The sequence below is a fragment of the Leeuwenhoekiella nanhaiensis genome, assembly GCF_002744755.1.
GTDB classification, from domain to species: domain Bacteria; phylum Bacteroidota; class Bacteroidia; order Flavobacteriales; family Flavobacteriaceae; genus Leeuwenhoekiella; species Leeuwenhoekiella nanhaiensis.
Window position 1 is genome coordinate 165,320 of sequence record NZ_KZ319287.1, and the last position, 26,439, is coordinate 191,758.

The 26,439-nt window shown below is 43.4% G+C and carries 21 protein-coding genes; 11 read left to right on the forward strand and 10 right to left on the reverse strand.

The genetic code is table 11. The annotated features are described in order from the left end of the window. Positions 1-64 precede the first annotated feature (64 nt). The gene (locus CJ305_RS00770; RefSeq protein ID WP_099644869.1) at positions 65-1,486 is read left to right on the forward strand and encodes an amidohydrolase; all 1,422 of its coding nucleotides are present in this window, start codon (positions 65-67) and stop codon (positions 1,484-1,486) included. A 59-nt stretch (positions 1,487-1,545) separates the two neighbouring features. Here CJ305_RS00770 and CJ305_RS00775 read toward each other — a convergent pair whose 3' ends face one another. Both CJ305_RS00775 and CJ305_RS00780 read right to left on the reverse strand, forming a co-directional pair. Continuing rightward, complete coding sequence (locus tag CJ305_RS00775; protein ID WP_099644335.1) at positions 1,546-2,055, reverse strand: acyl-CoA thioesterase; 510 nt, start codon at positions 2,053-2,055, stop codon at positions 1,546-1,548. A gap of 105 nt (positions 2,056-2,160) precedes the next feature. Then, positions 2,161-3,090: an HU domain-containing protein gene (locus tag CJ305_RS00780; RefSeq protein WP_099644336.1), complete on the reverse strand. Its 930-nt coding sequence runs from the start codon at positions 3,088-3,090 to the stop codon at positions 2,161-2,163. 128 nt (positions 3,091-3,218) lie between these two features. Between CJ305_RS00780 and dprA the strand changes: the two genes are divergently transcribed. Beyond that, positions 3,219-4,319 carry a DNA-processing protein DprA gene (gene dprA / locus CJ305_RS00785; RefSeq protein ID WP_099644337.1) on the forward strand — a complete coding sequence of 367 codons (1,101 nt, stop codon included), beginning with the start codon at positions 3,219-3,221 and terminating at the stop codon, positions 4,317-4,319. Here dprA and trpS read toward each other — a convergent pair. Then, complete coding sequence (gene trpS / locus CJ305_RS00790; protein ID WP_099644338.1) at positions 4,316-5,284, reverse strand: tryptophan--tRNA ligase; 969 nt, start codon at positions 5,282-5,284, stop codon at positions 4,316-4,318. The two genes, dprA and trpS, sit on opposite strands and share 4 nt — an antisense overlap. A gap of 116 nt (positions 5,285-5,400) precedes the next feature. Between trpS and CJ305_RS00795 the strand changes: the two genes are divergently transcribed. After that, a complete protein-coding gene (locus tag CJ305_RS00795) occupies positions 5,401-6,165 on the forward strand; it encodes a lysophospholipid acyltransferase family protein (RefSeq protein WP_099644339.1) in 765 nt (254 codons plus the stop codon). 108 nt (positions 6,166-6,273) lie between these two features. Here the strand turns inward: CJ305_RS00795 and CJ305_RS00800 are convergent, their stop codons facing one another. From CJ305_RS00800 to recA, 4 genes are all read right to left on the reverse strand, one after another. Continuing rightward, positions 6,274-7,797 carry an outer membrane beta-barrel protein gene (locus CJ305_RS00800; RefSeq protein ID WP_099644340.1) on the reverse strand — a complete coding sequence of 508 codons (1,524 nt, stop codon included), beginning with the start codon at positions 7,795-7,797 and terminating at the stop codon, positions 6,274-6,276. Positions 7,798-7,822: 25 nt separating this feature from the next. Then, a complete protein-coding gene (locus tag CJ305_RS00805; protein WP_099644341.1) occupies positions 7,823-8,359 on the reverse strand; it encodes an RNA polymerase sigma factor in 537 nt (178 codons plus the stop codon). 21 nt (positions 8,360-8,380) lie between these two features. Then, entirely contained in the window at positions 8,381-8,791 is a 411-nt protein-coding gene (locus tag CJ305_RS00810; protein WP_099644342.1) for a hypothetical protein, read from the reverse strand. 67 nt (positions 8,792-8,858) lie between these two features. Continuing rightward, on the reverse strand, positions 8,859-9,869 hold the full coding sequence (gene recA / locus CJ305_RS00815) for a recombinase RecA (protein WP_099644343.1): 1,011 nt from the start codon (positions 9,867-9,869) through the stop codon (positions 8,859-8,861). Between the two features lie 639 nt (positions 9,870-10,508). Between recA and trhO the strand changes: the two genes are divergently transcribed. From trhO to CJ305_RS00855, 7 genes are all read left to right on the forward strand, one after another. Further along, positions 10,509-11,543 (forward strand): oxygen-dependent tRNA uridine(34) hydroxylase TrhO, encoded by a 1,035-nt coding sequence (gene trhO / locus CJ305_RS00825; protein ID WP_099644345.1) that lies wholly within the window; start codon positions 10,509-10,511, stop codon positions 11,541-11,543. A gap of 258 nt (positions 11,544-11,801) precedes the next feature. Continuing rightward, on the forward strand, positions 11,802-12,971 hold the full coding sequence (locus CJ305_RS00830) for a PSP1 domain-containing protein (protein ID WP_099644346.1): 1,170 nt from the start codon (positions 11,802-11,804) through the stop codon (positions 12,969-12,971). Then, positions 12,964-13,446 carry a gliding motility lipoprotein GldH gene (locus CJ305_RS00835; protein WP_099644347.1) on the forward strand — a complete coding sequence of 161 codons (483 nt, stop codon included), beginning with the start codon at positions 12,964-12,966 and terminating at the stop codon, positions 13,444-13,446. The genes CJ305_RS00830 and CJ305_RS00835 overlap by 8 nt, the downstream gene beginning before the upstream one ends. 4 nt (positions 13,447-13,450) lie before the next feature. Further along, the gene (locus tag CJ305_RS00840) at positions 13,451-15,787 is read left to right on the forward strand and encodes a penicillin-binding protein 1A (RefSeq protein WP_099644348.1); all 2,337 of its coding nucleotides are present in this window, start codon (positions 13,451-13,453) and stop codon (positions 15,785-15,787) included. Positions 15,788-15,905: 118 nt separating this feature from the next. After that, positions 15,906-16,610 (forward strand): CoA transferase subunit A, encoded by a 705-nt coding sequence (locus CJ305_RS00845; RefSeq protein ID WP_099644349.1) that lies wholly within the window; start codon positions 15,906-15,908, stop codon positions 16,608-16,610. 23 nt (positions 16,611-16,633) lie between these two features. Then, complete coding sequence (locus CJ305_RS00850) at positions 16,634-17,272, forward strand: peroxiredoxin (protein ID WP_099644350.1); 639 nt, start codon at positions 16,634-16,636, stop codon at positions 17,270-17,272. A gap of 4 nt (positions 17,273-17,276) precedes the next feature. Further along, entirely contained in the window at positions 17,277-17,933 is a 657-nt protein-coding gene (locus CJ305_RS00855; protein WP_099644351.1) for a CoA transferase subunit B, read from the forward strand. A 468-nt stretch (positions 17,934-18,401) separates the two neighbouring features. Here the strand turns inward: CJ305_RS00855 and CJ305_RS00860 are convergent, their stop codons facing one another. Continuing rightward, on the reverse strand, positions 18,402-20,090 hold the full coding sequence (locus tag CJ305_RS00860; protein ID WP_099644352.1) for an ABC transporter ATP-binding protein: 1,689 nt from the start codon (positions 20,088-20,090) through the stop codon (positions 18,402-18,404). A gap of 189 nt (positions 20,091-20,279) precedes the next feature. On the opposite strand from CJ305_RS00860, the gene CJ305_RS19550 reads away from it, so the two are divergent. Then, positions 20,280-24,485, forward strand: a complete 4,206-nt coding sequence (locus CJ305_RS19550; protein WP_223248764.1) for a M4 family metallopeptidase — start codon at positions 20,280-20,282, stop codon at positions 24,483-24,485. Between the two features lie 56 nt (positions 24,486-24,541). Here CJ305_RS19550 and CJ305_RS00890 read toward each other — a convergent pair whose 3' ends face one another. Both CJ305_RS00890 and CJ305_RS00895 read right to left on the reverse strand, forming a co-directional pair. Then, the gene (locus tag CJ305_RS00890; RefSeq protein WP_099644353.1) at positions 24,542-25,255 is read right to left on the reverse strand and encodes a 3'-5' exonuclease; all 714 of its coding nucleotides are present in this window, start codon (positions 25,253-25,255) and stop codon (positions 24,542-24,544) included. Position 25,256: 1 nt separating this feature from the next. After that, entirely contained in the window at positions 25,257-26,396 is a 1,140-nt protein-coding gene (locus CJ305_RS00895) for a serine hydrolase domain-containing protein (protein ID WP_099644354.1), read from the reverse strand. Positions 26,397-26,439: the final 43 nt, after the last annotated feature.

The window sequence follows — 26,439 nt, forward strand, 5'->3', positions numbered from 1 at the left end:
TCTCAGTTCATAAAAATTGATTGTTGTATTTTTAAATGAGCAGAAATACTTCAATCTTATTTTTATGAAAAAAGCGACCTTTCTTTTTTACTTCTTAACGCTTTCCGGTGTTCTTTTGGCACAGGAAACGCAGTCCAAACTTATTGCTGAACTGGATGACCATACTGAAACTTATGGCGAAATAGCGCATAAAATTTGGTCTTTTGCTGAAATGGGATATCAGGAAGAACAAAGTGTAGCCCTACTTCAAAAAACTTTAAAAGAAGAAGGATTTAGTATTGAAGCCGGCGTTGCGGCTATGCCAACGGCCTTTATTGCCAGTTATGGTTCGGGTAAACCTGTGATTGCAGTTTTAGGTGAATATGATGCTTTACCAGGCTTGTCACAGAAAGCTATCGCACAAAAAGAATCAAATGGAGGTGAAGCGGGTCATGCTTGTGGGCATCACTTATTTGGCACAGCATCTTCTGCTGCGGCAATAACTATTAAAAAATACCTTGAGGAAACAGGAAAAACGGGGACAATTCGCTTTTATGGTTGCCCTGCAGAAGAAGGTGGTTCCGGTAAGGTATATCTTACCAGAGCGGGACTTTTTGATGATGTTGATGCTGTGATTAACTGGCATCCCGGTAATTCTAACGGGGCCAACCCTGGTGCTGCATTGGCAAATAAATCGGCAAAATTCAGATTTTATGGAATTTCTGCTCACGCTGCCGCCGCACCAGAGAAGGGCCGCTCAGCCTTAGATGCTGTAGAGGCTATGAACTATATGATAAATATGATGCGCGAGCACGTACCGGAAGACACCCGAATTCATTATGTAATTACCCAAGGAGGAAAAGCACCAAATGTAGTTCCTGATTTTGCAGAGGTATATTATTATGCCCGGCATACCACAAGAGATGTGGTCATAGACGTCTTTGACCGCATGGTTAAGGCTGCTGAGGGAGCTGCTTTAGGAACAGGAACGAAGATGGATTATGAAATGATTGGGGGTACACATGAATTATTACCAAACCTCACCTTGCAGAAGCTTATGTATGAAAACCTCAAAGAGGTGGGCGGTTATACATATACTCCCGAAGAGCTTGAATTTGCAGAGGAAATTGCTTCAAGTCTTAATACAGAACTTGATGTCAAAAATGTTGAAGGCATATGTGAGTACAATCTCAATCCAGAGGCAGGCGGCTCTACAGATGTGGGCGATGTAAGTTTTACAGTGCCTACTGTTGGATTATATACTGCAACCTGGGTTCCCGGCACACCGGCACACAGTTGGCAGGCCGTAGCTGCAGGTGGAACCAGTATTGGCGTAAAAGGGATGATGGTTGCTGCAAAAACAATGGCAATGACCGGTATGGATCTTTTTGATGATCCTGCTATACTTAAAGCTGCAAAAAAAGAATTTGAAGAAAAACGTGGGGCAGACTTTGAATACATTCCATTGCTGGGAGATCGGGAGCCCGCATTAGATTATAGAAACTAGAATAAAATCAGATAAAAAAGGGAAGCCTGTGCTTCCCTTTTTTTAGTTTAAGATCCTATTTACTCAAACAACGCCTTCAGCTCTGTGGCATCCTGAGCTTTCATTTTTCCGGCAAGTACCAGACTGAGTTGTTTTCTGCGTAGAGCAGCAGCATAACGTTCTTTTTCCTGTTCCGTTTCGGGTTTAATTTCAGGGATGGGTACAGGTGTACCGGTACGGTCAACAGCTACAAAGGTATAAATGGCGTCATTTGCCTTAGATCTTAGGCCGCTTTCCCGATCTTCTACCCATACGTCTATGATGACCTCCATAGAGGTCTTAAACGCTCTTGAAATGGTTGCTTCAACCGTAACAACGCTTCCTAAGGGAATAGCCTTGTTAAAGGCGACATGATTTACTGAAGCGGTTACTACAATCCTTCTGCTGTGACGGCGGGCAGTAATACTAGCCACACGGTCCATACGCGCCAGCAACTCGCCCCCAAACATATTGTTTAGCGGATTGGTCTCATTAGGCAGTACGAGGTCGGTTTGTACCGTTTTCGATTCAGAAGGTGTTTTTGCGTCCATCAGGCTTTTATTTTCGGCAAAAATAGGAAGAATACAGGCAATACAATCAAAAAAGCCTCCTGAGTTAGGAGGCTTTCAATGCGTTTGTTCGGTATTTAGTTAAGCTTAGTCGAGCTCCTGTACTAACATCCAGGCATTCGGGTTGTCTGAATTGCGCACTTCACGCAAGACTTTCGCGGCCTCGCTGCGATCTGCATAACTACCATAAACTACCTGATGTAAGCCGTATTTGTTTTCACCAATAAGTCGTGCTTTATAGCCCGCTTCTCTGAGCTCTTCTACTTTTACCTCTGCGTTTTCGGGAATGCGAAAAGCTCCTGCGACAATATGATAGTTACCTCGGGGTTTAAAGACGTTTAAGGTTACTGCGGGCAACGGGTTTTCTATAGTAAATGTCGCTTTCTGTATGGTCTCATCTACAACCTGCTTGGCTTTTTGCTCTTCGGCTAAATTGTGATCTGCGATGTCTTTGAAATATAGGAATCCCAGAGAACCGGAAAGTCCTATTGCAAGTAAACCTACGGCTGCATATTTCAGCCAGGGCGAATTGTGCTGCTTTTGCTCTAAAGCTACCACTTTGGGTTCTTCCGCAGGCTCTTCAACAACAGGTGTTGTACGCGATAATGCATCAAAGCGATAAGTGGCAAGGCCAAATGCTTCCGTTAAGAAATTAGACTCACCTGCCGGCTCAAAATTGATTTTACCGGCTTCATTTTTTGAAAGTGTTCCTATTTTATCAAAAACCACCTCATTACCGGCCTGCAAGTCGGCATTCAGTTGTGCCGCAAATTCCTGCACATTTTGAAGTGCTTCTCCATAACTAATTTGTTCTGCAGAGGCAGCATAATTAGCTAATAAACCATCATTTTGCGTGAGTTGGGCATTAAAGGATAAGCGCTTGTAAGGTGGGAAAAAGGTGTGCGTTTCTGCGTCATGTCGCGCTGCAACGCGATGGCCTAAAAAGGCTCCAAAACCGGGTATGATTACACATTCATACCGGTATAGTAAATCGCTGATGTAGGTTGTAAAATGCATATCGTAAAATTATAAAAAAATGCCAGTGGGCTAAACTTATAAACCGTGATTTGTTAACAATTTTATAATACCTTTAGGCTAAGTTGCTTAGCGCCCCCGAAAACCTAACCAACCCACGGTTTTTATACATGACGCAAGACGAACTTCTGGCTTATTTGATTCTGCAACGCATTCCCAATCTGGGGGATACTTCCATTAAACGGCTCATCAACCGCTTTGAGACGGCCGAAAATGTTTTGAGGCAGAAGAAAGAAACCCTTCTCAAAATTGATGGGATTGGGGAGATACGGCTGAAAGAATTCTACGAAAAAAGCCATAGGCAGGCTGCCGAACAGGAATTACATTTCATTGAAAGAACGGGAATTTCCTGTTGTAATTTTAGGGAAGCACATTACCCTGAGCGTCTGAAGCATTGCGTTGATGGCCCCATCTTGCTTTTTAAACGCGGTGATGCGGGTTATGAGAATAAGCGGGTTTTGGCAATAGTTGGTACCCGTAAAGTCACGACTCACGGTCTTCAATTTATTAGAAAGTTCATAGAAGACTTAGCTCCCTTGCAGCCGCTTATTGTATCGGGTTTTGCCTATGGAGTGGATATCGCAGCGCACACCGCAGCATTAGATAATGGTCTCGATACGCTTGCAGTTTTGGCTCACGGTTTAAACCAAATCTATCCAAAAGTGCACGCTAAATATCAAAAGGCGGTAGAACGTCAGGGTGCTTTTATGACCGATTTTTGGAGTTCTGATGCTTTTGATCGAACAAATTTCTTAAGGCGCAACCGCATTATTGCGGGTATAGCCGAAGCTACTCTGGTCGTAGAAAGTGCCGAAAAGGGTGGTTCTTTGGTTACAGCTGAAATTGCAAATTCCTATAATCGTGATGTGTTTGCGGTTCCCGGAAGGGCAGATGATTTGCAAAGTGTAGGCTGCAATAATTTAATTAAAACCCAAAAAGCACAGTTGATAACCAGCGCGGCAGACCTGATTTATCAGCTAAACTGGCAACCAGAAGAAATTTTCAAACCGGTGCAAAAGCAATTGTTTGTAGAACTTACCGATGAGGAAAGAATCGTCTGGCGCCTGCTTTCAGATCGCGGTAAAGAGGAACTTGATCTCATCGCATTAAACTGCAATCTGCCTACGTACAAAACGGCTTCACTGCTTTTAAATATGGAACTTAAAGGAGTGGTTCGTCCACTTCCGGGTAAATTATTTGAGCTGATTTAGTAGCCCAATTTTTCGCGTACGCGATTTAAAACAGCATTGGCCGCTTCTCGGGCTTTTTCCGCTCCTTTTTCAAGAGCAGCGTCGACTTCTTCAAGATTATTCATATAGTACGTGTAAGCCTCCCGTTGCTTGGCATATTTCGCTACAAGAAGTTCGTAAAGCGCTTGTTTCGCGTGACCGTAACCGTAATTTCCACCTAAATAATTTTGACGCATCTGGGCAACTTCGGCTTCTGAAGCAATTACTTTGTAGAGATTGAAAACATTACAGGTATCGGGGTTTTTCGGTTCTTCAAGAGGCGTACTGTCTGTCTGAATGCCCATCACCTGTTTCCGCAATTGCTTATCGGGCAAAAAGAGGTTGATGTAGTTATCACGCGACTTACTCATTTTTTCACCGTCTGTACCGGGAATGTATTTGGTATTTTCCTCAATCTTAGCCTCCGGAAGCACAAAGGTTTCACCCATCTGGGCATGAAAACGGGAAGCCACATCGCGGGTCATTTCAATATGTTGCAACTGGTCTTTTCCTACCGGTACAAATTCGGCATCATACAACAGGATATCAGCCGCCATAAGCATCGGGTAGGTAAAAAGCCCTGAGTTTACATCGGCTAACCGGTCTGCCTTATCTTTAAACGAATGCGCGAGAGTAAGTCTTTGATAGGGAAAAAAGCAGCTCAAATACCAGGTAAGTTCGGTAGTTTGCGGTACATCGCTCTGACGGTAGAATACGGTTTTCTCTATATCAAGACCAAAGGCAAGCCAGGTCGCTGCCACTGAATAGGTGTTTTCTTTTAAGACTGAAGCGTCTTTAATCTGCGTGAGCGTATGCAGGTTGGCAATAAAGAGAAACGACTCGTTGTTAGAGTCATTTGCCATCTCAATTGCAGGTATAATAGCTCCCAGTAAATTACCTAAATGCGGGGTTCCTGTACTTTGAACACCGGTTAAAATTCGTGACATGCCTTTAATTTAATTTGGCGCAAAGTTACCCCTTTTGAGCAATTAACTCTTTTTAAAATGCCTATTTTTGAACTAACCAAAGCCCGAAAGGGCATCCTAACCTAGAACCAACCTGAATGATAAGTATCTTACGTAAAATACTGATTTTGCTGTGGCGCATTTGGTTTTATGTGATTCTTATCGTCCCGATCCTGATTCTATTTCCCATCCTGCTTATATCGGTTGCTAAAGATTCGTGGTATCCGTTTTTCTTCAGGTTGGCCCGTTTTTGGGCTCGAATTATTCTCTATGGAATGGGCTTTTGGCCAAAAGTGGAACGGCTTGAGAAAACCGAGCGTGGCAAAAGTTACATGTACATCGCCAATCACACTTCGATGACAGACATTATGCTGATGTTGCACAGCGTGAGAAACCCGTTTGTATTTGTAGGCAAGCAGGAACTGGCTAAATTTCCCATTTTTGGATACTTCTACAAGCAAACCTGTATTTTGGTTGATCGCGGAGACCCGAAAAGCAGACGTGCGGTTTTTGAAAGCGCTCAAAAGCGTCTCAATCAGGGATTGAGTATTTGCATCTTTCCGGAAGGCGGTGTGCCGGATGATACTTCAGTTGTTCTCGATACGTTTAAAGATGGGGCATTCAGGCTAGCGATTGACCATCAGGTACCTATTGTTCCCATGGTTTTTTACGATAATAAGAAGCGTTTTTCCTATGATTTTTTTACCGGTTCGCCGGGCGTGATGCGGGTTAAAGTATTGCCTTTTATAGAAACGGAAGGCAAAGATCCTAATGATCGTCGTGATTTGAGAGATGAGGCCTACAAAGCCATTCACAGCGAACTACTCAAAGATAAAACCACACCTCAGGCCTTAAAAGGATGAGGTTTATTCCACAAAAAAGCTGCCTCTACCCGGGCAGCTTTTTCTGTCATCATCTACACGATGACTAACCTAACCAACTAATAAAATCTAATTTTTCTTTTTCAAAACTTAGAACCTTAGGTTTATACCGGTGTATAGCCCCATATAATAGGGCTTAAAGTCGCTTACGCCTTTAGTATAGGCATTGAGCTGATATTTAAACATAGGCTCCAGATTAAATTCAATCGCAGGAGTAATGCGATAATCAAAGCCCAGACCTATGTTAGTGCTAAAACTGGTGTTATTTAAACTATTTGACGAGCCCAATTCGGTAGAAAAACGCGAACCCTCTTCTAAAATAACGGAATCATTATTCAGAAATAGCGTACTGAAACCCCCTATAATCTGCATCCCGAATTTGTTGTCAACCAATGCATATTCAGCCTCAAGCGGAACTTCAATATAGCCCAGCTGCTGGCGTAATGTACTTGATGACTCTGAAGTGTTCATAATGAAAGCCGATGAAAATTCTTCGGCAGCAGGGGCATTAGGAATTGAATTTGCGGTATTCATCCTGTTGCTAAACGTGGAAACCTGCACCTGAGATGCACTCTTATTATAATCAATACTGCGCAATGAACTTGCCTGAATACTTGGGGTGAAAGCCACTTGCTCGGTGCGGTAACCCAGATCTACGCGGTTTACACCCGCTCTCAGCTTCAACTTATCATTAAGGGCATAACTTACCTGAACGCCATAGCTCAAATTAACATCACCGCGTTTTGCATTATCTGCAAATTGGGGATCAATACCTGAGCCTCCAAAGTCACCGTAATACACAGGAGCAACTAAAGGAGCGATGCCCCAACGATTCGCTTTTTGAGTTTCAGGGTCTTCTGTATTTGTATCAGCAATTGCTTCTTCTCGGTTTGCCAGACGCAGTAATTCGTCAGGATCTTTTGCGGTCTCCTGATCTTTTTCCTGCTCTTGAGTAGTTGCAGCCACCGCGTCCTGAGTTGTATTTGTTTCGGTATTTAAACCAGCATCTGAAGATTTAGAATTTGAGGTCTCAGTGTTGTTAGTATTGTTGACTGCGTTCTGGGGTTTATTGTTTCCGCTTTGCGAAAAGGCTACAGCATCATTGCTTTTTGAATTATCAGAAGGTTGATATGGGGCAGGTGTGTTTGTTTTGGGTCGATTTGCGTTTGCAAACTGACTTTCGCCCGAAGCTTTAGAATTGGAACTCACCTGCTCTTCCTGCTCAGTCCTGATTTCTTCACTTGCAACGGCATTAGACTGACCCGAAACAGAGTCAGTTGATTCATCTTCCGTTCGCTGATTTGGCGTTTGTTCCGCAGCAACCTCAGTTGGTGAATTTGTGCTTTCGCCTGATGCATCAGTATCTTTAGACGGTTCTTCCTGAACCAATTTGGGTGAGCCCGTATGCTGCGTATCAAAAACGAAATTACCTGCAAATAGTAATAAGGCAAGAACAGCGGCAACACCACCCAGTTTCATCCAGAGCGGGATCACGCGCTTGCGCTTTTGTTTTTCACGCGCAGCGATAGACTCCCAAACGTGAGGGCCGGGTTGTGCTTCAAAGTCTTTAAACTTCTCCTGAAACAGTCTGTCTATGTTCTTCTTTTCTTTCACAGAGTGAAAATCTAATTTTTATGCGTTATGAGGTCCTGGATTGCGTTTGAAAGTGTTCTACTTTTTGTTTCAAAATCATTCGGGCACGTGCCAGATTTGATTTTGAAGTCCCTTCACTAATCTCAAGCATAGTTGCAATTTCTTTATGCGAATAACCATCTAGGGCATAAAGGTTAAAAACAAGTCGGTACCTGTCGGGTAATTCCTGTACGATTTTGAGTAAAAATTGTAATGAAACATCTTCTTCATCAACCAGAACATCTTCCTGTTCAATTTGCTCTTCATTTACAATATTAAAAACACGCTGCTTTCTATAGCGCTGCAAAGCGGTATTAATTACAATACGTTTTAGCCAGCCTTCAAACGAACCTTTGTGTTTGTACTGAGCTATTTTGTCAAAAATTGTGATAAACCCATCCTGCAAGATATCTTCTGCTTCGGTATAATTACGAGCGTATTTCAAAGACACAGAGAACAGTGTATTTGCGTAACGCCTGTACAACTGAGCCTGTGCCTTTGTATCTTTTTTAATGCATTTCTTGATGAGTTCGTCCAGACTCACATTTTTGTGGTGTTTAAGCCATTAACCCTTCACAGGTATGGTGTCTGTTATAAATAGATCTTCACCATTTTCGTCTTCACCTGCATAGAATTTAAAGATATAATCGTAATTATATCGGGTTTCAAAAGGCAGATAAACAGATACGGTATCTGTTGGGGTATCTGTACACATTTCTTCCTCATACACCCCTTCAAAAACATAAATTAAACGCGTACTATCCTGACGCGCATAGTCAAAATCATAAAAGTAATTACAGCTTGTAGGGGAGACATAACGAATTTTAAAGTTATAACGCTGACCCCAAACCAGTGTGTCTGGCAACTCATAATCAACTACAGGTTGTAATTCATAATTGATCTGTACACGGTCATCATCAAGTGAACAGGAGGTGATTAATCCCAGTAGGGCTAAAATTAAAAAAACCTTTTTCATCATTTAAATATTTACCTGGTAGATACCTAAAGATGAAAAAGGTTGCGTCAAAGGCTGAATTTTTTTCCTAAGCCTGATTTGCAAGTTTAATGGCTTCTTTGATTTTGACCTCAAGCTCTTCTAAAAGATCGGGATTGTCTTTTAAAATCGCTTTTACCGCATCACGACCCTGACCCAGCTTCGTGTCTTCATAGCTAAACCATGAACCACTTTTCTTGATGATCTCATAATCAACGCCAATGTCAAGTATTTCACCAACTTTAGAGATTCCTTCACCGTACATAATATCAAATTCTGCCTGGCGGAAAGGCGGCGCTACTTTATTCTTAACCACTTTTACTCGGGTTTTGTTACCCTGTACCTCGCCATTTGAATCTTTTATTTGAGTAGAACGGCGTATGTCAAGACGTACCGAAGCATAGAACTTAAGTGCATTACCACCGGTTGTGGTCTCCGGGTTTCCAAACATCACCCCGATTTTCTCACGCAACTGGTTGATGAAAATCACGGTACAGTTGGTTTTGCTGATAGAGCCGGTAAGTTTACGCAATGCCTGAGACATCAGACGGGCGTGAAGTCCCATTTTAGAATCTCCCATCTCGCCTTCAATCTCACTCTTAGGAGTTAAAGCGGCAACCGAGTCGACAACAATAATGTCAATAGCTCCGGAGCGAATCAGGTTATCGGTGATTTCAAGAGCCTGCTCGCCATTGTCGGGTTGTGAGATAATCAGGTTTTCAATATCTACACCTAATTTTTCAGCATAAAAGCGGTCAAAGGCGTGTTCTGCATCTATAAAAGCGGCGATACCTCCCTTTTTTTGAGCCTCCGCAATCGCGTGCAGGGTTAGGGTTGTTTTACCTGAAGATTCCGGACCGTAGATTTCAATGACACGACCTTTAGGTAACCCACCTACTCCTAATGCAAGGTCAAGACCCAGTGACCCGGTTGAGATGGCTTCAACTTCTACTATGGCGTTATCACCCATTTTCATAACCGTACCCTTACCGTAGGTTTTATCCATCTTGTCAAGGGTAAGTTTAAGGGCTTTTAACTTGGCTTCTTTCTCTGAACTCATAAGATTTAATGTCTTTACCCCTGTGACGGGGATTTTAATTTTGAAGTTTTCTAAAAATCTAATGTTTCTGTATTAGACCTGAAATAACCTCATTTTACAAGCCGCTAAAGTACTATTTCTTTTTAATCGAAACAATGAAAGCAGACTTAAATATTGGAAAAATTCCGTAGAAAACAGCTATAGGCGAGAATATTTCTGATAAAAATGGAATAATTCCTAGTTTAAAAAAGTTTTTACTCTCATCAGGCAACCTTTTGAGTATTTGTGCATCTCTACATCAAACGTAAAATCTGTAAAGCTATGATGCAGAAATTACAAACCCTGTGTTGCGGTAGTTATGCGTTTACGCGTATAAGTATGTATTGCAACTTTAAGCTGGACGGCGGTTAATAGTGCTTTTTGAGATAATCAAAAAATATTAACTGAATTAGCCGTTCAAGAAAATGCCCCCAGGTGATACCTGCGGGCATTTTTTTATTGCCAACGTACGCATATTATCATCGGTTTGCCCTAAACGTCTAAAAACTGTACTTTTGCAGCGTTTTTTAATCCCTTTCCGGGGATTTGAATACTACATTGTTATAAATCACGCTCCGGGGGCATACCTCGGGGGTTCTTTAATCTTAAATCGCGTATAGCATGCAACTGTACAACAAATTAAGTGCAAAAGAACGTGCAGCTCTCATTGACGAGGCCGGAGAAGACCGGCTTACGCTCTCGTTCTATCAATATGCCAAAATTGGCAATCCGCACCTGTTTCGCAATCATTTATTTATCGCCTGGGACGAACTTGAGGTTTTGGGCCGAATCTATGTTGCCCACGAAGGGATCAACGCGCAGCTTTCGGTACCCGCAAAAAACTTTGAAAAGTTTAAAGCCTTTCTTGATGGAATTTATTTCCTCGAAAATGTGCGTCTCAACATTGCCATTGAGCAGGATGCGAAATCCTTTCTTAAACTTAAAGTCAAGGTACGCCCTAAAATTGTGGCAGACGGTCTTAACGACGAGACGTTTGACGTGACCAACAAAGGAATTCACGTAGACGCTGTTACGTTTAATGAACTTATAGAGAGCGAAGATGTGGTTTTGGTAGATATGCGCAACCATTACGAGAGCGAAATCGGCCATTTTAAAAACGCGATTACTCCAGATGTGGACACTTTTCGCGACAGCTTAGACCTGATAGAAGAAGATCTTAAAGATCATAAGGAAGATAAAAAACTGGTGATGTATTGCACCGGCGGCATTCGCTGCGAAAAAGCCAGCGCATACTACAAGCATAAAGGTTTTAAACAGGTGTATCAGTTAGAGGGCGGAATCATTGAATATGCCCGTCAGGTTGAGCAATTGAAGCTTGAGAATAAATTTAAAGGAAAGAACTTTGTGTTTGATCACCGTCGTGGCGAGCGCATTACCGAAGATATCATTTCCAATTGCCATCAATGCGGAAAGCCTTGCGATACGCACGTAAATTGTGCTAATGAAGCCTGTCATTTACTGTTTATACAATGTGACGAGTGTGCTGAAGCGATGAATCATACCTGTTCAGATGACTGTAAGGAAATTGTAGCTTTGCCCGAAGAAGTTCAAAAAGAACTGCGCAAAGGCATTCCGAACAGTAACAAAATCTTTAAAAAAGGAAGGTCTGAAAAGCTGAAATTTCAGCGGAAATAACACCAATCCCGAAGTAACCGCTTCGGGATTTTTTAGTTTGCGTTTAGCGGTTTTGTATCAGGCAGAGCGTATGCAGGGAGCATCAGATTTTACAAGAGGTTTAAAAATGTAATAGGCATTCCCGCTTTTGCAATTTAGATTTACTATATTTTTGCATAGCTAAAACGCTATCTTTAGCAAGACATTAAAACAGAATAGTTCTGTTTGAAAACATCAAACCCTGACGTTTTTCAGAGGTTTACTAAATATATAGGGTACATGGCGTGTGGAAATTGTGGTACGACCGTTAACGGTCAACCGCGTGGTTGTCAAAATAATGGTACTTGTGGTACCGATGGTTGTAATAAATTAACGGTTTTTGACTGGCTTTCTAATATGAGTTTGCCTGAAGGTCAGGAGCCTTTCGACTTTGTTGAGGTACGTTTTAAAAACGGTCGCAAAGAGTTCTATAAAAATGTAGATAAGCTACAAATCAATGTAGGCGAGGTGCTGGCTGTACAGGCACAATCCGGCCACGATGTGGGCATTGTGTCCCTTACCGGGGAACTGGTGCGCATACAGATGAAAAAGAAAAAAGTGCCTTTTGACACTGATGATTTTCAAAAGATCTACCGAAAGGCCAATACCCGGGATATTGAAGTCTGGGAAGAAGTAAAAGGCCGGGAGGAAGCCATTAAGGTAAAATCCCGCCAAATAGCAATCCGTCTGGGGTTGCAGATGAAAATATCAGATATTGAGTTTCAGGGTGACGGTTCTAAAGCCACCTTTTATTATACAGCCGAAGATCGTGTCGATTTCCGGCAACTGATCAAGGAGTTTGCTCAGGAATTCAGAACCCGTATCGAAATGCGCCAGATCGGTTTCCGTCAGGAGGCTTCCCGTCTGGGAGGCATCGGCTCTTGCGGCCGCGAACTGTGCTGCTCTACCTGGCTTACCGATTTCAGATCGGTCACAACCAGCGCTGCGCGTTATCAGCAGCTATCCCTCAATCCACAAAAACTTGCGGGACAATGTGGGAAGCTCAAGTGTTGTCTAAATTATGAACTTGACGCCTACCTTGATGCGTTGAAGGACTTTCCGTCAACAGATCAAAAGCTCAAAACCGAAAAAGGAACGGCTGTTTGTCAAAAGATCGACATCTTTCAGGGACACCTGTGGTATGCCTATGAAGGCGAGTGGATGAACTGGCACAAGCTCACTACCGAGCAGGCTAATGAGATCCTTGAAAAAAATAAGACTAATCAACCTGTAGCCAGTCTTGAGGAATACGCCGCAGACCTGGTAACCGATACTAAAGTTGATTTTGGTAACGTTGTGGGGCAGGATAGTCTTACCCGTTTTGACACGCCTAAAAACAACAAAAAGCGATCTAAAAATCGCAGAAAGAAAAAGAATTACCGCAAACGAGGCCCTAAGAAAGATGCATAAATTCCTTTTGATTTTGGCTGCGTGTTTGTTGCTCTCATCCTGTGACGATGATGCGGTATTTCACGAGTTCAAAGAATTACCTGGCAGCTGGCAACGCGATTCGGCTGTGGTTTTTAAGCTTCAGGCACCAGACACGCTTCAGCCCTACAATGCTTTTATCACCTTGCGCAATGACAACACCTATGCGTTTAGTAACCTATTTTTAATTACCCAAATGCAATTTCCTAATGGAAAAACAGTTACAGATACGCTGGAGTATATGATGGCTGAACCTGACGGAAGCTGGCTCGGGGAAGGTTTTGGAGATCTGAAGGAAAGCAAGCTCTGGTATAAAGAAAACATTCGGTTTAATGAAGCCGGAACCTATCAATTTAAAGTAATGCAGGCCATGCGCCGCAATGGAGATATAAACGCTATACCTGAACTCAACGGCATCAGAGACGTAGGTTTGCGGATAGAGCGTATAAAAGAATAAACACATGGCGACACCAAAAAAGAAGGTTTCAAAAAAGGAAACCAAGTCAGATTTTAGCACCTACATCAAAGGATTTTGGATTCTGTTTTTAGGAGGATTAGGCGCCCTTGCGCTCGTTTTCCTGTTGGCTTCCTGGGGTGTTTTCGGGAAACTGCCCACCTTTGAAGAACTTGAAAACCCCGAGAGCAATCTCGCTACCGAAATTCTTTCGTCTGACGGAAAAACTTTGGGTAAATTTTATAACGAAAACCGTACCCCAGTAAAGTATGACGATCTGCCTCAAAACCTTATTGATGCTGTAGTTGCTACCGAGGACCGCCGGTTTTACGAGCATTCAGGTATTGATGTGCGAGGTACCGCCCGTGCTGTGGCCTACTTAGGTTCAAAAGGAGGAGCAAGTACAATCACCCAGCAGCTTGCCAAGCTGCTGTTTTCAGACGAGCCCAGTAACAAGCTGGAGCGTGTGATTCAAAAGGTAAAAGAATGGATCATCGCTGCACGTCTGGAGCGCCAGTATACCAAAGAAGAAATCATCACGATGTACCTGAACAAGCAGGATTTCCTGTTTCAGGCCGTGGGAATTCGTTCGGCTTCAAAAATTTATTTTGATAAAGAGCCCATAGAATTACGTCCCGAAGAATCTGCGGTGATTGCGGCGATGCTTAAAAATCCGCGACAATTCAATCCCTATCGCGAAATTTCAAAAGACAAGTCTTTAGAGCGTCGCAATACGGTGCTTGCCCTTATGGCCCAGACCGATAAAATTACGGAAGCTGAAAAAGACAGCTTGATTGCGATGCCTATGAAGATCAATTTCTCTCCGGAAGGGCACGCAGACGGGATTGCGACGTATTTCAGAGAATACCTGCGTGCGTTTATGGCAGACTGGATTCAGAAAAATCCAAAAGGTAAAGATGCAGACGGTAACGACGAGTATTACAATATTTACCGGGATGGTCTGGTCATTACCACAACACTAGACTCGCGTATGCAGCGTTTTGCAGAGCAGGCGGTAACCGCACATATGGAAAACCTGCAGCGGGAATTTGACAAGCAAAACGAGAAAAATAAGACCGCTCCGTTTAGAGATATCACTGTAGAGGAAGAAGATAATATTATTAACCGAGCAATGCGTAATTCAGACCGCTGGCGAAAAATGGCTGCGCGGGACATTGATGTGGAGCAAATAAAGGCCTCATTCAATAAAAAAACGGATATGCGTGTGTTTGTTTGGGATAATGGTCCTAAAGAGAAAGATACGATCATGACTCCGCGCGACAGTATTCTCTATTACAAACGCTTCCTGAGAGCAGGTTTACTCAGTATGACGCCACAAACCGGAGAGGTTAAGGCCTGGGTGGGCGGTATTGACTACAAGCATTTTCAGTACGACCACGTCAAAACCGGAAGACGCCAGGTGGGATCTACCTTTAAGCCTTTCTTATACGCTACGGCGATTGATCAGTTACACCTTTCGCCTTGCGATACGATTCCAGATAACCCGTATTGTATTCCTGCAGGTGAGATGGGTACGCAAAAAGACTGGTGCCCGGTTAACTCAAGCGGAGGTTACCGCGGGATGGTTACGTTGAAAAAAGCATTGGCTGAATCTATCAATACCGTTTCTGCGAGACTGATGCACCGTGTAGGTCCCAATACGGTTATTGATCTGATCAAAAAGTTAGGAGTTGATACTAAAGAAATTCCTGCGGTACCATCTATTGCTTTGGGTACAGCAGATTTAAGTTTGTTTGAGATGGTTTCGGCCTATTCGGCCTTTGCTAACAAAGGTGTCCACGTAGACCCGCAGATTGTATCTACCATTGTTGATAAAAACGGTACGGTTTTGTACCAAAGCGTGCCAAAAGCTCAGGATGTATTGAGCAAAGAATCGGCTTATGTAACCGTAAACTTAATGGAAGGGGTTACGCAATACGGTTCAGGAGCTCGTTTACGCTCGGGAGCTATTAATAGTTATGTCTATAAAAACGTTATAACCGGGCACCCTTATGGCTTTACAAATCCTATTGCAGGTAAAACCGGAACGACACAAAACCAGAGTGACGGCTGGTTTATGGGGATGGTTCCTAATCTCGTAACAGGCGTTTGGGTAGGCGGTGATGATCGTTCGGTTCACTTTCCTACTATCACCTATGGACAGGGAGCGACTATGGCGCTTCCTATCTGGGCCAGTTACATGAAGAAGTGTTATGCTGATGAGGATTTAAAAATCTCACGGGACGCCTTTGAGCGTCCCGAAGAGCTTTCCATCCGTATAGATTGCTCGATCCCTGCAGGAGGAAGTCAGGAAATTGAAATACCTGACGAACTTGATTTTTAGGAGGTTTCGTATTGTTTTCGCCAAGACGGAAAAACAGCTTTATGAATTCTATAAAATCCTGCTAAAAGATTGTCACTAGACCGGGTATTTTGTAATTTTCTTATTCTAAAATGAGAAAATGATAACAAAAAAAGTAAACTCGGTAACCGAAGCTCTCGAAGGGGTTCACGACGATATGACCCTGATGCTGGGTGGCTTCGGCCTAAGCGGTATTCCTGAAAATGCCATTTCAGAACTCGTAAAACGTAATGTAAAGGGTTTAACCTGTATTTCAAACAATGCAGGGGTTGATGATTTTGGCCTGGGCTTACTGCTTCAAAAGAAGCAAATCAAAAAAATGATTTCTTCTTATGTGGGCGAAAATGCTGAGTTTGAACGCCAGATGTTGAGTGGTGAACTTGATGTCGAATTAATACCGCAAGGCACGCTGGCCGAACGTTGCCGTGCTGCGCAAGGTGGCTTTCCGGCAATATATACTCCTGCAGGATATGGTACCGAAGTAGCCGAAGGCAAGGAAACCCGTGAATTTGATGGCAAAATGTACGTTCTGGAACGCGCATTTAAAGCGGATTTTGCTTTTGTAAAGGCCTGGAAGGGTGACACCGCAGGGAATCTCATTTTTAAAGGTACTGCACGCAATTTTAATCCTGTGATGTGTGGCGCAGCGACTATTACTGTTGCTGAGGTTGAAGAGCTGCTACCGGCCGGGGAGCTTGATCCTAATCAGATTCACATACCGGGCATATTTGTTCAGCGCATCTTTGAAGGTAAGAACTATGAAAAGCGCATAGAACAGCGTACCGTACGGAAACGCGAAAACTAAAAACCAACAAAAACCAAAATACAATGGCACATTTAAGACTGGGCGACACCGCCCCCGATTTTAAAGCAGATACAACAGAAGGAACCATTAATTTTCATGAATGGCTGGGCGACAGCTGGGGGATTTTATTTTCACACCCCGGCGATTATACGCCTGTTTGCACTACCGAATTAGGAACTGTGGCTAACTACCACGGCGAGTTCAAAAAACGTAATGTAAAGCCTATCGCAATAAGTGTGGATAGTGTGAAAGATCATATGGACTGGATTAAAGATATCAATGAGACCCAGAACACCACAGTAGATTATCCTATTATTGGAGATGAAGATCGCAAAGTCTCTGAACTGTATGACATGATTCACCCCAACGCCAGCGAAAAAGCTACCGTCCGTTCGGTATTTGTTATAGGCCCTGATAAGAAAATTAAGTTGACCATAACCTATCCGCCTTCAACCGGTCGTAATTTTGATGAGATTCTTCGGGTGATAGACTCGCTTCAATTGACGGCTTATCACAAAGTGGCTACACCTGCTAACTGGAAAGATGGTGAAGACTGTGTGATTTCGCCCAGCGTAAGCAATGAGCAAATCCCTGAGTTTTTCCCTAAAGGACATCGTGAAATCAAACCCTATCTGCGTATGACGCCGCAGCCTAATAAATAATTTTATGCTAGACAAGAACGGAATCGCAAGACGTATTGCACGGGAAGTACAGGATGGCTTTTATGTCAATCTGGGCATAGGGATACCTACGCTGGTTGCCAATTATGTGAGAGATGATATCGAAGTGGAATTTCAGAGTGAAAACGGTGTCTTGGGAATGGGGCCTTTTCCATTTGAAGGTGAAGAGGATGCAGATATTATAAACGCCGGTAAGCAAACGATCACCACGCTTAAAGGTGCTTCGTTTTTCGATTCTGCTATGAGTTTCTCTATGATCAGAGGTCAGCACGTAGATCTTACGATTCTGGGTGCGATGGAAGTCGCAGAGAATGGGGATATCGCAAACTGGAAAATCCCCGGAAAGATGGTAAAAGGTATGGGAGGCGCTATGGATCTTGTGGCTAGCGCCGAAAATATCATTGTCGCGATGATGCATACCAATAGAGCAGGGGAGTCTAAGTTGCTGAAGCGTTGCACCTTACCACTTACAGGTGTAGGTTGTGTGACTAAGATTGTGACTAATCTTGCTGTGCTGGAAGTAACCGAAAAGGGTTTTAAACTATTGGAACGCGCTCCGGGAGTTAGTGTGGAAGAAATTAAAAAGGCAACCGAGGGAGCCCTCGAAATTCCTGATGACGTACCCGAAATGGTACTGGCCTAGTTTTACCAGATACAAAAATAAGAGGAGCCTGAAAGGGCTTCTTTTTTTATGCCATTAAATGCAGCTTAAGCCCGTTGAAAAGCCTTTTTCAACTGAAGACACGTTCAAAATGTCTTTTTTGACGTCTAAAAACGTTAAAAATTAACATTTATTGTATAAATTTTAAGTTTTCTCTTGTATAAATCAAATTTTAAAGTACTTTAGCAAAACCCCAAATTCAAAACACTTAAAATTCAGATTCGGGAGGAGTCCCGGATGTGTATGTAACTTCAGAATAGGAGTATTTTGATGTTGTGATTTGTTAGAAACCGCGGGGGGAGCCCCGCGGATTTTTTTGTAGTATTTGAACTAATAAAAATCCCTTATAATGATTTCATCCCTACGTAAAACAAAGCATTCATTACTTGAATTTTTTAAGACAACAGCCAAATTAGCCTATGTTGCTAAAAAGGTATTTCTTTTTATGATCTAAATTCCTTTCGGGATTGCCTCTATAAGCGCTTTTGTATAGTCGCTTTGCGGATTTTCATAAACCGCATCTGCCTCTCCGGTTTCTTCAAACTGCCCTGCGCGCATAACCAGTAAACGGTCTGACAGGTATTTTACCACAGCAAGATCGTGTGAGATAAATAAGTAGGTGAAGTTATAGCGCTCTTTTAGCGAGTTAAGCAAATTAAGCACCTGCGCCTGCACCGAAATATCGAGAGCAGAGACTGACTCGTCACACACAATAAATTTTGGTTTTACCGCAATTGTACGCGCAATACCTATACGCTGACGCTGCCCACCGCTAAATTCGTGAGGATAACGGTCAAAATGCTCCGGTAATAAGCCCACTTCTTCCAATAGTTTTAATGCTTCGGCTTTGCGCTCTTGTGCTGAGTTGTACAGTTTATGTACCTGCATAGCTTCTGTAATGGCACGCCCTACGGTAAGCCTGGGGTTAAGTGATGAGTACGGATCCTGAAAAATGATCTGAATATCTTTACGCAGATTGCGCAATTCTGAGCTACTTAATTTCGTAAGATCTTTCCCCTTATAGAAAATACTTCCTTTAGTGACCTTGTCTAATTGAAGAATGAGATTTCCCAATGTTGATTTTCCGCAACCGCTTTCGCCCACCAGTCCCAGCGTTTCGCCTTCGTAAATTGCAAAACTTACATCATTAACTGCCTTGACGCTTTCGGCTTTGCCAAAAAAAGACACCGAGCTGTAGTATTCTTTTTCGACATTTTTAATTTCGAGTAGCGGTGATTTCTCGTAAATCCGTTGGTGCTCTGACTCTCGCTCGGCAGAGGTAACGGGCTTAGAGAGTGGTTTGTTATTTAGAAAGTCAGCTACGGTGGGTAATTTTTTCAAACGCTCTTTGGTAGAAGGCCTTGCATAAATAAGGGCTTTGGTATAATCTTCTTTAGGATTTTCAAAAATAGCTTTCGTGTTCCCGCTTTCAACAATTTTGCCTTTATACATCACAATTACCCGGTCTGCAATTTCACTTACCAGTGACAAATCGTGTGAAATAAAGAGAATACTCAAGGCGGTCTGCTGCTGCAGTTCTTTGAGTAGCAAAATAATCTCTTTTTGAACGGTAACATCAAGTGCAGTAGTGGGTTCATCAGCGATAAGCAATTTAGGTTTGCAGGCAATAGCCATCGCAATCATCACACGCTGCTTTTGGCCCCCGCTGATCTCGTGGGGATAGGAATTAAAAACGGCTTCGGGTCGCGGTAATTTAACCTGATTAAAGAGCTGTATAACCTGAGATCTAGCTTCTTTCTTTGTAATTGAGGTATGCCTGAGTAAAATTTCGGCTACCTGTTTGCCGCATTTCATTGAAGGATTGAGCGAACTCATAGGCTCCTGAAAAATCATGGAAATGTCCTTGCCGCGCAGGTCTCGCATTTCATTTTTAGGGTATTCCAGAAGGTTTTGACCTTCAAAATAAATAGCACCCTTGGTAATTCTCGAAATGCGCTCAGGCAGCAGTCCCAAAATCGCGAGACTGGTCACCGATTTACCGGAGCCAGACTCCCCAACTACTCCTAATATTTCATTATTATTAATAAAGAAGTCTATGCCGTGAAGCACGTTATTAACGTCTTTACCACTTTTAAACGCAACGTCCAGGTTATTTATGTGGAGCAAGGTGTTTCTCATAGCGCTAATTTACGACGTTTGAAACGCTTAACTGCGCAGTTAAATATCTGATTATCAGAATTTTGATTTAAAAGTTAAACTTTACAATGTGTTTTAACGAAAATATTTGTTTTATGTCAATAAAAGAGGCAATTTGAGACAATTCTTTAACAAGAATAAGGGTAACATTAACATTTTTAACAAGCATTTATGAAAAAAAACTACTCGAGGCACATTCTTTTGGCTTCTGTTCTTAGTTTGAGTTTGTGTGGTCTTCACGCTCAAAAGAAGAATGCAGAACAAACTTCAGAGAAAAAGCCCGTTCAGGCTTTGGGTCTCTTCAAATTAGATCGCGTGCAGTCTAAATCGATGACTGGTCCACGTGCTATTCTGGGCTCTCAGCTGGAGCTCACTGATGCAAATACCTTTACTCAGGTTGACCTGATTTCTGAAAAGTCAGGGATGCAACATCAGCGTTTTGATCAGTATTACGATAAGGTACGTGTAGAATTTTCGAGCCCGGTGATTCATTCAGAAAAAGGAATACCTGTCGCAATTAGTGGGGAGTTTTATGCTGTGAAGGACTTAAGCACAACTCCTGCAATCAGCGCTCAACAGGGTTTTCAAAATGCGTTGCGCCAGGTTGGGGCACAACAGTATTTATGGGAATATCCTGATGCTGCTCAGGAAATTGACTATCAAAAACCGGAAGGCGAACTGGTTGTTCTGCCCTATATAACCGATGCCGGGACTACAATGAAACTGGCCTATAAGTATGATATCTATGCCACCTATCCGCTAAGCAGAGGTGAGGTTTATGTAGATGCACAAAAAGGCGAGGTGTTATTTTACAACAGTATTATTAAGCACGTAGATAGTTTTGGCCACGTGGGTGAAATCGCTGCAACTGTAAAAACTGCTGACGAAGCTAAAAAGGCTTTGGAGAATTACGATGCTTTAGCCTACATTACCGGTAGTGCCGCCACCCGTTATAGCGGTACGCGTTCTATAGAAACTGCTCTAAGTGGCGGAAGCTATATTCTTGCCGATGCAGGAAGAAAACTATACACCCGTGATGCTAAAAATCAGGCGCCGGGCTCAACCTATCCCTACATTAACAACTACGACCAGTTTACAGATAACGACAATAACTGGACAAGTGCAGAACACAGTGTAAACAAAGATGACGCGGCATTAGATGCACACTGGGGTGCGATGATGACCTATGACTACTTTTTAAGTCAGCACAACCGCAACTCCTATGACAATAACGGAGCTCAAATACGCAGTTATGTGCACGTAGATGTGAACTACGACAACGCATTCTGGAATGGTTCGGTTATGTCTTATGGAGACGGTTCTTCAAACGGACAGGAAGGTAACGGCTATTTTGATGCCTTAACTTCTCTTGACGTGGCAGCTCACGAAATAGGTCATGCAGTCTGTACCTATACGGCAAACCTGGCTTATCAGCGCGAATCAGGGGGTCTTAATGAAGGCTTCTCAGATATCTGGGGTGCTGCTGTTGAATTTTATGCTAAAGGAAACGGCAACGAGACCAATCCCAATCCTGAAATTTGGCTGATTGGTGATGAGATTGACCGCAGAGCAGGCTCAGCAGCCCTGCGTTCTATGTCAGATCCAAAATCTTTAGGGCAACCCGACACCTACGGCGGTACATACTGGAAAGAGCCTAATTGTGGTACACCTACCCGAACTAACGATTATTGCGGGGTACATACCAATTCCGGGGTTTTAAATCACTGGTTTTACCTGACTTCTGTGGGAGGAGCAGGCACGAATGATGTGGGAGATTCTTATTCGGTTAACGGAATCGGCGTTACTAAAGCTGCATGCATCAGCTACAGAACCGAGTCGCTTTACCTTTCTTCCAACTCAACCTATGCAGATGCACGTGCTGCGAGTATTCAGGCGGCTATAGATCTTTATGGTGCCGGTGGTGCCGAAGAGCAGGCCGTAACCAATGCCTGGTATGCGGTCAACGTGGGCAGTGCCTATGGAGAAACACCTCCGGTAGAATACTGTACGTCTCAGGGCAATAGTGTAGCAGATGAGTACATAGGCCGGGTACAGTTGGGAAGCATTGATAACACCAGTGGCGCTTCAAGCGGATATACCAATCATACAGCAATCAGTACCGAATTGACTCGTGGAAGCGCTGCAACCATAACCATCACTCCGGTTTGGAGGGGAACTGTTTATGCGGAAGGTTATGCGGTATGGATAGATTACAACCAAAACGGAAGCTTTACCGATAACGGCGAATTGGTATTTAGCCGTGCGGCTTCAACCAGCACTTCAGTTAGCGGAAGCTTTACCGTTCCTGCTTCAGCATTAGATGGTTCTACCCGTATGCGTGTTTCTATGAAATACAATGGAATTCCATCTTCTTGCGAAACCTTTAGCTACGGGGAAGTGGAAGATTATACCATCACTTTTGGAGGTGGTACTGCAGATACTGAAGCTCCATCAGCCCCCACAAATCTTGCTGCCTCTAACATAACCGAAACCACTTTAGATTTAAACTGGAATGCTTCCACAGATAACGTGGGTGTAACCGGTTATGATGTATATCAGGGAGCCAGCCTTTTAGGGACCGTAACAGGTACTTCGGCTTCTATTACAGGTCTTACTGCAGATACGGCTTATTCATTTTCGGTACAGGCTAAAGATGCAGCGGGTAATGTTTCGGCATCAAGCAATACGGTTAATGTTACTACTGCGGGTGGCGTTACAGCAGATACTGAAGCTCCATCAGCCCCCACAAATCTTGCTGCCTCTAACATAACCGAAACCACTTTAGATTTAAACTGGAATGCATCCACAGATAACGTGGGTGTAACCGGTTATGATGTATATCAGGGAGCCAGCCTTTTAGGGACCGTAACAGGTACTTCGGCTTCTATTACAGGTCTTACTGCAGATACGGCTTATTCATTTTCGGTACAGGCTAAAGATGCAGCGGGTAATGTTTCGGCATCAAGCAATACGGTTAATGTTACTACTGCGGGTGGCGTTACAGCAGATACTGAAGCTCCATCAGCCCCCACAAATCTTGCTGCCTCTAACATAACCGAAACCACTTTAGATTTAAACTGGAATGCATCAACAGATAATGTGGGCGTAACTGGTTATGATGTATATCAGGGAACCAGCCTTTTAGGGACGGTAACAGGAACTTCGGCTTCTATCACAGGTCTTACTGCAGATACGGCTTTTTCCTTTTCGGTACAGGCTAAAGATGCAGCGGGTAATGTTTCGGCATCAAGCAATACGGTAAATGTTACAACTGCCGGTGGCGTCACAGCAGATACTGAGGCTCCTTCAACACCAACAAACCTTGCAGCTTCTAATGTGACAGAGACTACACTTGATTTATCCTGGAATGCTTCTACAGATAACGTGGGTGTAACCGGTTATGATGTGTATCAGGGAAGCAGCCTATTGGGTAGCGTAACAGGAACTTCGGCTTCAATAACCGGCCTGACTGCTAATACTGCCTATACCTTCTCGGTACGTGCTAAAGATGCAGCAGGTAATGTTTCTACTGCAGCATCGGTAAATGTGACCACTGCGGGCGGCGGCGGGCCTTTAGACGACACGCTGATTGCCAGTTATTTTGAAACCGGCTGGGACGGCTGGATTGACGGTGGTGGAGACTGCGCCCGCTATGCGGGGTCTCGCTCTCCTGAAGGGACCTATTCAATTCAGTTGCGTGATAACAGCGGCGTTGCTTCATCAATGACGAGCCCGGAGTTTGACCTTTCGGCTTACGACAATATCGAAATCAGTTTCTCACTATATGCCTATAGTATGGAGTACGGTGAAGATTTCTGGGTACGGTATAATGATGGTTCGGGCTGGCAAACTGTTGCTGCTTACGCGCAGGGAACCAGTTTTAACAACAATACCTTTTACACAGCGACAATCAATCTGCCTGCAACCAGTTATAATCTGACTTCTACCGGAAGCTTCCGCTTTCAGTGTGATGCCAGCGCAAATGGTGACCTGGTATATATAGATGAGGTGGTGATACGCGGTACCGCGACAGCAGGTGTAAATGGCATTGTAGAAGCTGCTGCTCCTCAAACTTTTGGAGGCGAAAGCTTTGCTGATCAACCTGATTTTGAGGGTGACTTTGTAGTGTATCCTAGTCCGGCGGTTGACCTTGCCCGTGTACAGCTAATGCTTGATATTGAAGACAAGCCGGTTGATGTAATGCTTTCGGTTTACGATATCAAAGGAAGTCGTGTTCTTACTAAAGAATACAGCAACCTAACTGAAGCTGCATTTACAGAAGAACTGGACGTGACTAATTTCAAATCAGGAGTATATTTTGTAGAAATTACTTCGCAAAGCGGAATGAAAGAGACGGCTAAATTTATCAAGAAATAATCTTACTGGTTTCTTTAAATCAAGGCCCGGTGCGTTTGCACCGGGCTTTTTTTGTGCTAAACTGAAGTGACTTCGCTTTCTTCTAATAAGGGTTCGTTGCGCAGGCGTAATACAATTTGAGCCACAGCAACCACATCACGCTCACAATATTCTATTATGCGTTTGATATTTTTATGTTTGTAATACACCTCACGTACCTGACTGCCGTCAATGTCTGTTTTTGGAGAAGGAATATCCAGAATTTTAGTAAGTAGTTTAAGAGACGTATAGTGTTTGTAGTCGCCAAATTTCCACAACTCCAGTGTATCCAAATGCGGAATTTCCCAGGGTTTTTTACCAAATAGATCCAGCTTAAACGGAAGCTTGATACCGTTTACAATCATTCTTCGGGCAATAAACGGAAAATCAAATTCCTTCCCGTTGTGAGCGCAAAGTACATGCTGTGGCTTGTTGTAATGTTCGCTGAGTAATTTTTTAAACTGAAGTAGTAATTCTCTTTCGGTGCCTGAAAAGGTTGTGGTCCTGAAGTTTCTTTTTTCGCCTTCTATCTTAAAATAACCCACAGATATGCAGACAATTTTCCCAAATTCGGCCCAGATACCCGCCCGCTCGTAAAATTCTTCGGCGCTAAACTCGTCCCGGCGTTGGTATTCGGTTTTGTCAGCATACAACTGTTGCATAGTTTCATCCAGATCGCTAAAGCGCTCGTGTTGCGGCACCGTCTCGATATCGAGAAACAGAATGTGTTCTAAGTTGAGGCGACTTATCATCTCAATTCATTTTATAAGCTTCATCAAAATAGGTTTCCAGCTCGGCCGGATACCCGTTTTCAGCCAGCGGACCATGGTTGTGACCCAGTCGTACCACAATGAGATTATCTTCAGGTAGCACCATCACATATTGGCCCAGATGCCCGCGCATCATAAATACGTCTTTGCCTTTATAATCCATCAACCAAAAGCCGTAACCGTAGGGTTCCCCTTCAAACCGGGGCTGGATTGATTTCGCCACAAAAGAAGAATCCAAAATCTGCCTGCCATTCCACCTCCCATAATCTTTGTACAACTTACCCAGACGTGCAAAATCGCGTGCGTTTGACGCGATACAGCAATAAGCTTTTACGAGTCCGCCGTCTTCACTATCCAGTTGCCACAAAGCATCTTCCTGAGCGCCGAGGGGTTTCCATAGATTTTCCGAAAGATAGTCTGCCAGTTTTTTACCTGTTGCTTTTTCGAGTACCATAGCGAGGAGTTGGGTATTTCCGCTGAGGTAAGTAAATCCCTTTCCGGGTTCGCCTTTCATTCCCAGATTGCGCATCACGGGATCGAGATTGTCATCAAAATACGCCCGTGTGGTAACTGAAAACGGACTATAATACGACTCATCCCAGTTGAGGCCGCTGGCCATCGAGGCAAGATCGCCTACGGTCATTTGAGCTGCCGTTCCGGTAGCATATTCCGGGATGAAATCGCCTACCGGCTGGTCGAGACTTTTGATGTGCCCCTGCATTATGGCTTTGCCCAGCAATGCCGAAACGTAACTTTTAGCCATCGAAAACGAGTTGCTTTTTGAGGTCTGCCCAAAGCCATCGTAATATTCTTCGAAAACAATACTGTCGTTTTTAATAACGAGAAAGGCCACAGAGCCGTATTTCTGATGAATTTGCTTGAGCTGTTCGCTCGGCTCATGGGTGTTGTAATTTGCAGCTTCGGGCCAGGCCTGGGGCGTACCATGCGCAATTGTGGTGTTGTCAAACTTTTTATAATCTTCCAGATAGGCAGTGGTGTGCCCGGTAAAATAGATGGTGCGCACGGCTTTGAGCAAATAGTCGTAATCAAACACATACAATGCGATGACGAGTACGACGATCAGGCTTATCAAACCTAAAAAAATGCGTTTGAGTAGTTTCATACTCTAAAGATACCGAAAAAGGATTAGGATTTTTTAAGGAAAT